Raw genomic sequence first — 9,206 nt, forward strand, 5'->3', positions numbered from 1 at the left:
CCGTCCTTGATTTATTTCATGCGGTTCTTTTTCTCCTCTTTCCTTCGATCAAATCCTTTATGAAAAAAGGCATATAGTAGATGACGAAAATCAACAACCCCACTCCCTGAAGGGAGAGAAGATACCACGGCCATGGTCCCAGAAAATCAAGGAGGCTTCCCGTTTCCGGTTTATGGCACATAAAGAAATAATTGCCTCCCGTCGCCCAATTCAGCGGGGCGATCAGAAGCATAAGGATATTGGTGACGATGAACGTTTTCAGAATCGATTTCCAGGCGGGCCGGTACTTTTCGACAAAGACCATGTAGATGCAGCCCAGAATAATAAGCCCGTGGGCGAAGAAAAACCTGAAATAAACCCAATGGGGGAAGTCATAGGTAAGGTCCGGGGTCAGAAGCGCCTGTGTCGCCCCGGCCAGCCCCCAGAAGTAGAGGAGTTCGAAGACGGTTTTGTTTTTCATGATAAGCATGAAAGGCATAAGAATAATGGCAAAACCGCAAAGATGGAGGGGAAGGGAATCGGCGCACGAAAAAATGCCGTAAGCCGCATACCACACCGATCGTCCGATTTCCTGGACGATGATGACAATCGAAACGGTATAACAGAATATCTTGTTCACTTTCGGATTGTCGAGTTTTTTCAAAATCACGACCATCATAATATTCACGATGACGATAACGATAAGGGCCGCAACGTGGGAAAGGGAAAAGGCTTTGAAGGTATTATTGTAGAAAAATGCAGAAAAATAATCGGGCATTGGGCGCTCCTTTTTAATCAAGGATAATAAATCCACTCATGCATATATGTCAAGTAAATGAAAATGATCTCAGGATGATCCTCAGGGTAAAAACCGGTGAGGACCCGTTTGATGCCGAACGCTCCATCTCATTTAATAAGATTCAATCGCCTCCCGGATTCTTCCCGGTCAGGAGGTGCCTAATATCACGTGCCTATCGGCGCTTTTATAACAGCGAAACCGGATCCACATCGATCTCACAATAAACACCCGTTGCCGTTTTATAAGAAAGGAATGTCTTTTTCACGACACGGTGAAGCCGTCCGAACTCCCGCGATCTGAAAATGAGCTGATAGCGGTAGTTGGCGGATATGATTGATATCGGACACTCGGCCGGGCCGAGAATCTCTGCGAATTCACTGATTTCATTATCGAGGACCGAATACAATGCCTTCGCGGCCGCGCGAGTCTTCCGCATGTCTTTTCCCCTGAAAACGATTCTTATCAACCTCACAAAAGGGGGAAACTCGAGCTCCCTTCTCGCATCGAGTTCAGTTTCGTAATATTCCTCACATCTCATCGACACTGCCATACGGATCGCTTCCGAGTCGGGCCTGATGGTCTGGACAATCACTTTTCCGTCGGGATGAGATCTCCCCGCACGTCCCGATACCTGGACGATCAGGGAAAAGGTCCGTTCGGACGCCCTGAAATCCGGAAGGTTCAGGGCGGTATCCGCCGAGATTATTCCCACGAGTTTTACTTTGGGGAAATTGAGTCCCTTTGCAACCATCTGCGTACCGAGCAACACATCGATCTTTCCCTGCCGGAAATCGGATAAAATCGTTCGAAGCACCCTTTTTTTTCTGACGGCGTCGGTATCTATCCGCCTGACGATGAGATCGGGAAAAATGAGTTTCATCTCCTCCTCTATCTTCTCCGTCCCAAAACCCGAATACCCGACATCCAGCGATTTACATTCGGGACACACCTCGACGGGACGGGTTTTGTATCCGCAGTAGTGGCAGACCATCTCCCCCCGTTGTTTGTGAAAAGTAAGCGAAACGGAACAATGTTTGCATTTCATCTCGTACCCGCACGAGCGGCAATGGAAGTAGTAGGCGAATCCCCTCCTGTTGAGAAAAAGAATCGTCTGCCTTCCTTCATCATGCGTTTTTTTTATTTCTTCAATGAGTTCTCCGGATAACGGTCCTTTTTCGTGCTTCATGTCGACGATTTCGATTGCGGGCATACGGCCGCCGCTCAAACGCTCGGGAAGGAGAATGGATGAGAGTTTCCCCTCTTTCATGCGGTAATATGCCTCAAGCGAAGGCGTGGCGCTTCCCATGATCAACAGCGCTTTTTCACTCGTACACCGGTGCATGGCAACCTGACGGGCATGATAACGCGGTGTCGAGGAGGATTTATACGCGCCTTCATGCTCCTCGTCGACAATAATCAGGCCGAGGCGGGAAACCGGTGCGAAAACGGCACTGCGTGCGCCGACGACAAACCGCGCCCGGCCGGAGAGAATTCTCATCCATTCATTCAGCCGCTGCGACGGGGTCAACCCCGAATGAACGATCGCCACGGCATCGCCGAACCTGCGAAGCAGGATTTCCGACACCTGATGGGTAAGCGAAATCTCGGGGACAAGGTAGATGACATCCCTTCCGCCCCCGAGAACATGTTCCGCCGTCCTGATATACACATCGGTCTTTCCGCTTCCGGTGACGCCGTGAAGATAGAAAGCCCCTTCACGGTGCGAACATATATCGCCGATCGCGGATATCTGCTGCGGCGCGAGTTCGTACTTTTTCGTCCCCCACTCCCCTTCATCCGTAAGACAATAGTCCGGATCTTTTTCCTTTTTACCCCCCGGAAGCATGGCGGCAAGGGCTTCCCCCGGCGAGCACATATACATCGTCGATACCCAGTGAGCGAGATCGAGCAATTTTTCGTCAAAAACACGTGAAGGATCGATGATCCGTTCAATCTCCCTGATCCGGGCGCATCCGGCGGGCGGATCGGAGCGGATACCGACGATATAACCGGTCAGTTTACGGGACCCGAACGGCGCCTGCACCCGTTGACCGGGTTCAGCGGTCAAGCGGTCCGGGAGGACATAGGTGAAGTGTCGTGAAACGGGCAGATTGAAAATAACATCGATATAGGCTTTCATCGGAGACGGATTCAATCTATCATGAAAAACGAATCCCGGACAAGCCCGGAAAAACAGATAAAACGTATTTCACTTGACGCACACCCTCCGCTCCTGTAGGATGGAACGGCTTTGAAGGTTAATCAGGATATTATTGAAAACTTTATCGTTATTGAAGGGCTCGACGGTTCGGGGACGACAACCCAGCTTGATTTCTTCTGCGCGGCGCTTGAAAGGGCGGGTATCCCGCATACCCGTTCGTTCGAGCCCACAAAGGGACCCGTCGGGGGATTAATACGGTCCATCCTTAAAAACAAGATCTCCGTCGACGCTTTGACCATGGCCTTTCTCTTTGCCGCCGACAGGAACGAACATCTCAAGGAGCCCGCCTCAGGTATTCTCTCCGATTGCGGAAACGGAAGAGTCGTTGTCAGCGACCGGTATCTCTTTTCTTCACTCGCCTACCAGTCCGTCCTCTGTGACTTTGATGCCGTGTACACCCTGAACCGGCTGTTCCCCCTTCCTTCGCACCTCTTCTTTCTCGATGTTCCTATCGAAGTCTGTATGGATCGCGTCGGAGGGAGAGCGGAGAAGGAAATTTATGAAACCGCTGCCTTTCAGGAAAAGGTACTTGAGGGTTACGAGAAAACATTCGGGGTGTATGCCGCCTCGGGAATGGCGATTCACCGGATAGACGGGTCACTTGCCCCGGAGGTGGTCTTTCAAAAAATATGGGATATTGCTGGGGAATGGCCGATAATCAAGAGGTGAGGCGCATTTTCTTTTTTCTGTTCATCGTTGTCTGGACGCAAATCCCAGGCTACTCATACCGTATCCTCTATGCGGAACAATACTACCGTCTCTACCATATTCATTTCTACCAGTATCCGGATGATTGTCTGGAAAACATCAATTATCTCGAACATGCCCTCGCGGCGGATTTCTGCAATCCCCTCTACGCGCTTGCCCGGATTGAGAATAAACAGGAATGGGAACGCTACCGCTGCCTTTTCAAAATGCATGTCAACCTGAAACTCACCCAGCTTTACCTCACCCTCGCAAGCGGCTACGACAAACGTATCGCATATTTTTATAATGCACCGTGGAAAGAGCAAAACCTGAAAAGTCTCGCGATAGCGGAAAAACTCTACCGTACTGCGATCACTTATTGGAATGAAGCGCGGCAGTGGTCGTCACGGCTGACCCGTATCTTCCGTTACAACCTCGAGGAAATTCAAAACTGGGAAGACGAACACTACAGGATCCAGACAAAAGAACTGGATTATGACGACATCATTCAATCCCATCTTAAAAGGCTTGCCGCGGTGAGATCACGATTCGAGCACATGGATGATTCGACGTATTGACCGGCTTTTCCCGAAAAACCGGCCGTGATTAAGGCGGCGGGAAAATTCCGAACGTCCTCCAATCCACACGATACACAACCTTCACCGTATCATCGGCGGTGCCGTGATGTCACCCGTAAAAAATCAAGTTTTCTTGTTTACCGGCATGACAAAACAAAAAAAAACCTTTACATTACAATTATATTGAAACAGCGAGGAACGGAAGTGAACGATCGGATAAAAAAGTGTACCGGAATCATCGCCGGAATCAGGGATAATATCACCAGCTATTTTATCGGCAAACGCAAGCAGATCGATCTGATGCTGACGGGATTTATATCGGGTCTGCATGTGCTGGTTTCCGATATCCCGGGTGTGGGAAAAACGACCATGGCTAAATGTCTTGCAGCCAGTACAGGGCTTTCTTTTGCCAGAATCCAGTTTACCCCGGATCTTCTTCCCGGCGATATTGTCGGTATGAATGTATGGGATACGCAGAAAAAGGAATTTATCTACAAACAGGGGGCGATAATGAGTCAGTTCGTACTCGCGGATGAAATCAACCGCGCTTCCCCCCGTACCCAATCGAGTCTGCTTGAAGCAATGCAGGATATGACCGTGTCCATTGACGGAAAAACCCACATGCTGCCCCGGCCTTTTTTCGTGATCGCAACACAGAATCCGGTCACCTTTACCGGTACATTTCCCCTGCCGGAAGCCGAACTCGACCGCTTCGGCCTTTCCTTTTCTTTAGGGTACGCAAGCAACAGTGAGGAAATCGATATCCTCGGCATGAAAAAAAGTATCGGCCCCTTTGATGCCCTCAAACCGGTGACAAACCCCGGAGAGATTGTCGAAATCCGTCATCTTGTCGAGGAAATTCATGTATCGAATGAGATAAAGGAATATATCATCGGGCTTGCCAACAGAATCAGGAGTTCACATTACGTAAAGCTCGGTATCAGTCCCCGCTCGCTGCAGCACCTCGTCGCAGCGTCGCAGGCACTCGCTTTGAGCAGGGAAAGGGAGTTCGTGATTCCTGAAGATGTGACGGAACTTGCGATCCCCGTTCTCGCTCACCGGATCATCCTTTCCACGGAAGCGCATATGGAACGGAAATCGGAAGCGGATATCCTTTCCGATTTTCTTGCAACCATGCCGGTCCCCGCGGGCAGATAATGAAACGGACAATGTCGATTCATTTCAAAGTGAAAGCCCTCGCGGGATTCGTCTTTGTTATGATTATCATCTACCTTGCCGGCTCATATTTCGGGGGGGTGATGCTTTTCCTCATGTACGGTCTGCTGCTGCTTCCCCTCCTCTCGATCGCCCACCTCCTCATATCGGTCTTCGGCATAAAATACTTCCAGTATTTCAGTTCAGACCATCCGGTGAAGGGTGAAACGATCAGATACAGGGTGGTACTGACCAACGAATCCTTTCTTTCCATCTCGAAGGTTTCGTCACATTTTGTGACCGTCAACCCTTTGATGGATACGATGATTGAAGATTTTCATCTTTCACTTTCACGCGGAGAAAAAAAAGAGTTCGTCTACGAGATCACCTGCTCCTACCGCGGCATCTACAATGTCGGTCTCGATTCAGTCACCGTGGCGGATATGCTCGACCTCGTGAATGTCACCATTCCGGTCTGGCACAGGACGTTCTATGTGTATCCGCGAATCCTTACCCTCAGCAGGTTTTTCTTCGGTGCCGAAAGCCTGCTTATCAAGGCTTCCGCCGCAGCACCGGCCGGCCTGCCGGACAGCACACTCGTACGCGGTATCAGGGAATACCGCGAGCCGGCTTCCGCCCGGCACATATTCTGGAAAAAATTCGCCGCAACCGGCCTTCCCGTACTCAAAGAATATGATACGTCGGCGACTCCGGAAGTCGCGCTGTACATCGATCTTTCCAATGAGGATGCCGCATCCTTATCGATCAAGGCACTCGAACGGGAAGATGTTTCCATCGAAATCCTCACCGCCCTGGTCCGCTATTACCTCAAAGCGGATATCAGGTTGACGGTCACCTGCCATTGCAATCCGATTTTCACGTTCAAAGGCGACCGTCTCGAAGCCTTTGATGAGTTTTACCGGACAACGATCAATCTTTTTTCCGGAGGGCTTCAAAATCCCTATGAACTCTTCCGCGCGGACATATCGGAAGGGAGACTGGAATCGAAAAGCGTTATCTTTATCACCCACCGCATTACCCCCGGGCTGTTCGATTTTCTGGAAGAATCGATCAATTCCGATATGCAGATCCTGGTTATCTTCAATCATACGACGACCGGAGACCGTGAAAAAAAGAAATACAGACGCTTCTTCAATACCCTCCGCGACAGGGGAGCGAATATCGTCGAAGTGCATTCACCCCACTCCATCATCGAGGATATGGAAGGCAATGACGGAAATGAGACGGTTTGATCTCGAACACTATATCGTACGCGGCTTCATCGTTTTTTGCACCGCTTCCATCATCCCTCTTTTTTTCAAATTCATCCTCCGTTCGGGCATCCCCATATGGATAATCGGTGTCGCTGTGGCGCTAAAAGTCGTTTTCGAATCGGTATCGGCGAGACCGGACCTTCATCACACGGTAAAACAAACGTGTTCGCTTGTTTCCACTATCGCCTCCGGTCTGCTTGCCGTTGCCACGCTTATCGTCATCATCATCACCCCGCACTCCGTGTACGCCTTCTTTTTCGAAGCCGCTTCGGAAACACTCACGGAAGAATATTTTATCGCAAACCTTTTCGTCGTTCTTGCGATTCTTTTTTCCATGTTCGTCGCCTCCTCCGCAATAAGGCGTTCGTCGTACAAGCCGCTATCGGGCCTGCTTTCCGTCGTCTTTTTTCTTCTCCTCATCATCTTTCAGACTCCACTCTTCGTCCTTCTCCTGCTTGTCTCGGTATCTCTCTACACCGCTTTGATGCTGAAACGGCGCGCGATCATTCTTGCCAAAACAATCCTTTTCTGCATCGCGGCCGGACTGACACTCTCGTTTCTTTTCACGACTCCTTCAGGCAGCGACCTCATCGACAGATACCTCTATCCCCAGACAAGAAAACTCATCGATACATACCTGCCCCAATTCCCGCTGGCAATCGATATTCCCGGATACGAAATACCCGGGATCTCCCGGCGTCTCGGTGGAACGGCGGTGAATACGTCTGCCCCGATATTTCATATCACCTCGGAACAAAACGGGGCCTTTTATATTAAAACAGACACCTATGATCGTTATACGGGAACCGGCTGGGAACAGACGGTAAAATTCATCGAAAATCCCGCTCCCGGAGCGGGCCCGGACGTTTTGCATCCGGATGCGGAAAACCCGGAAACCCTTTCAATCATAACGCTTAACGAGGTTTTTCTCAATGTCCCCCATACCATCGATACCATCGGCTTCGATTACAAAAACACCTACTACCCCCTTCCCGAGCTTGATTATATTCCGGGCATACGTTTCGGGGACGGATTCAGACGGAACAGCCTCATCACCCTTTTTCTCGGAAGGCCTCATGAGGGTTCAAATTCGGATACAAGTATCTTTCTCCAGACACCCGACACACTGACTCGGGAAATCGTGAATCTTGCCTCCTCATTAGGTAACGGGGCTTCCTCGCAGCATGATATCCTCGAAAACATTCTGACATATCTGGCGATCAACAATACCTACAACCTGCAGGCGCCGGAGGTCGGCGGCGGCGAGGATTTCCTCCACCTCTTCCTTTTTTCCGACAAACGCGGATACTGCGTCCATTTTTCAACGGCGTTTATCATCCTTGCCCGGCTTAACGGCATTCCGGCCAGGTACGGAACCGGATTTCTTGCCGTTGTTTCGGATGATTCACGCGAAAAAACAGTCACCGCGCGCGCGGCCCATGCGTGGCCGGAATGCCTGCTGCCGGGCAGGGGATGGGAAATATGGGAAGCCACCCCTATCCTTTCCTTCGATGAAAGGGAAGCATTGTACAGAAACACCTATTACGAACAGTATTATCTGCGAATGATGCGTGAAAACCGTATCGCCCGTAATTCGCTGACCCTCCATCAACTCAGGGATCTGCTGGGAATCGAACTCGCCCCGGAAGAAAAGACATTGAAGATACCGGAATGGGTACGGGATATCGTCGCCCTTTTACCTTTCGTCCTTGTTGTAATGCTTCTGGTTTTTCTTTCCGGCGTCCTTCTTTTTATTCTAAGGAGAATTATACTCTCCCGGCTTCCTTCGAGACACCTTGAAGTCCTTCTCGATAAGGTCGTGCGAAAATACAAAGATATCCCGCCACCCGAAAAAGGCGGCTGGATTGTATGGAAGAAAAACCTGCACGGTGCCTACATTATTGAAGAAAAAAATGCCGACGCCCTCCTGGCCGTTATTCTCAAAGCAGCCTACGGTAACGCAATGCCGGACGATCAAGAAATGAGTCTGATAAAAAATTTTATCCGCTGCCGCAGGCTTGTAAAAAAATCGTAACCTTGCGCGTCTCTCCGGTTTGACGGCCTGATAGTATGATTGAATATGATTTTTCACGCACGGGTATTCTGTTTTGTACATCCGGGGATGGACGGTTCGAGAAATCATAACTCCCTGTGGTTGTCATAACCATCGTTTAAGCGGTATAATAAATGCAGCGATGAAAAAAAGACCGCCGATCAGCATTTTCTTTTTTTTCCTTGTTCATACTGCGTCGATTTTCTTTCCTTTCTCCGCCGCAGCGGAGGAGGCTTCCCCGCTTTTTCAAAAAATGAAGGATTTGCTTGATACCATACAGCCCCTCTATCGCGATGGAAATTATGATGAAATCATCAACATACTCGACGAGGTAGGGCGCGATGAGCTGGTTTTTGAGAACATGACGGAATCTGAGGACGGAATTTCCGTGGAGGACGGAATTTCCGTGGAGGACGGAATTTCCGTGGAGGACGGAATTTCCGTGGAGGACGGAATTTCC

General features: G+C 49.9%; 8 protein-coding genes. 6 read left to right on the forward strand and 2 right to left on the reverse strand.

Features of this window, described 5'->3' with window-relative positions; translation table 11 throughout:
* Positions 1-16 precede the first annotated feature (16 nt).
* Together JW881_13545 and priA are read right to left on the reverse strand one after the other, a co-directional pair.
* Positions 17-757, reverse strand: coding sequence for a TIGR02206 family membrane protein (locus JW881_13545; protein MBN1698533.1), 741 nt, complete (start codon positions 755-757; stop codon positions 17-19).
* Between the two features lie 205 nt (positions 758-962).
* Positions 963-2,918, reverse strand: a complete 1,956-nt coding sequence (gene priA / locus JW881_13550; protein MBN1698534.1) for a primosomal protein N' — start codon at positions 2,916-2,918, stop codon at positions 963-965.
* 111 nt (positions 2,919-3,029) lie between these two features.
* Between priA and tmk the strand changes: the two genes are divergently transcribed.
* From tmk to JW881_13580, 6 genes are all read left to right on the forward strand, one after another.
* On the forward strand, positions 3,030-3,668 hold the full coding sequence (tmk, locus tag JW881_13555) for a dTMP kinase (protein MBN1698535.1): 639 nt from the start codon (positions 3,030-3,032) through the stop codon (positions 3,666-3,668).
* Positions 3,647-4,264: a hypothetical protein gene (locus JW881_13560; GenBank protein MBN1698536.1), complete on the forward strand. Its 618-nt coding sequence runs from the start codon at positions 3,647-3,649 to the stop codon at positions 4,262-4,264. The genes tmk and JW881_13560 overlap by 22 nt, the downstream gene beginning before the upstream one ends.
* Before the next feature lie 204 nt (positions 4,265-4,468).
* Complete coding sequence (locus JW881_13565) at positions 4,469-5,422, forward strand: MoxR family ATPase (GenBank protein MBN1698537.1); 954 nt, start codon at positions 4,469-4,471, stop codon at positions 5,420-5,422.
* Positions 5,422-6,672 (forward strand): DUF58 domain-containing protein, encoded by a 1,251-nt coding sequence (locus JW881_13570; protein MBN1698538.1) that lies wholly within the window; start codon positions 5,422-5,424, stop codon positions 6,670-6,672. Before JW881_13565 ends, JW881_13570 begins: the two co-directional genes overlap by 1 nt.
* Positions 6,659-8,728, forward strand: coding sequence for a transglutaminase domain-containing protein (locus JW881_13575; protein MBN1698539.1), 2,070 nt, complete (start codon positions 6,659-6,661; stop codon positions 8,726-8,728). The genes JW881_13570 and JW881_13575 overlap by 14 nt, the downstream gene beginning before the upstream one ends.
* Positions 8,729-8,888: 160 nt before the next feature.
* Positions 8,889-9,206: hypothetical protein (locus JW881_13580; protein MBN1698540.1), on the forward strand; the 318-nt coding region annotated here is incomplete at its 3' end.

Source organism: Spirochaetales bacterium, from assembly GCA_016930085.1.
Lineage (GTDB): Bacteria > Spirochaetota > Spirochaetia > SZUA-6 > JAFGRV01 > JAFGHO01.

Coding starts and splice junctions, on each gene's coding strand:
- JW881_13570 (MBN1698538.1), top strand. CDS start 5,422: ATGAAACGGACAATGTCGATTCATTTCAAAGTGAAAGCCCTCGCGGGA.
- priA (MBN1698534.1), bottom strand. CDS start 2,918: ATGAAAGCCTATATCGATGTTATTTTCAATCTGCCCGTTTCACGACAC.
- JW881_13560 (MBN1698536.1), top strand. CDS start 3,647: ATGGCCGATAATCAAGAGGTGAGGCGCATTTTCTTTTTTCTGTTCATC.
- JW881_13575 (MBN1698539.1), top strand. CDS start 6,659: ATGAGACGGTTTGATCTCGAACACTATATCGTACGCGGCTTCATCGTT.
- JW881_13545 (MBN1698533.1), bottom strand. CDS start 757: ATGCCCGATTATTTTTCTGCATTTTTCTACAATAATACCTTCAAAGCC.